This is a genomic window from Cupriavidus sp. 8B (assembly GCF_054589115.1).
In genome coordinates this window covers 1-209 of sequence record NZ_BAAILO010000627.1, presented here as the reverse complement: position 1 = coordinate 209, position 209 = coordinate 1, and the positions used below count along the sequence as shown (strand labels likewise).

Annotated in this window: 1 protein-coding gene; it reads right to left on the bottom strand. The window is 65.6% G+C overall.

The annotated features are described in order from the left end of the window. The coding region (locus ACYP5B_RS51265; RefSeq protein ID WP_459575183.1) for a transposase at positions 1 to 209 on the bottom strand (209 nt) is incomplete at both ends.

Here is a 209-nt window from a genome sequence, read left to right as displayed (position 1 = left end):
GAAAGGACTCGCGCGGCAGCATGCGCCAGGAGCAGCCCGTGCGCAGCACGTAGCAGTACGCATCGACCATGCGGCGCCTCTCGTACACTGCAGGTCGTCCCCGATGTCCCTCAGGCCGTTCGAACAGGTCGGCCGCCAGCGCCCATTCGGCATCGGTCAGGCAACTGGTGTACTTGCCTGGATCGGCCGGCTCCAGGCGATGAGAATTG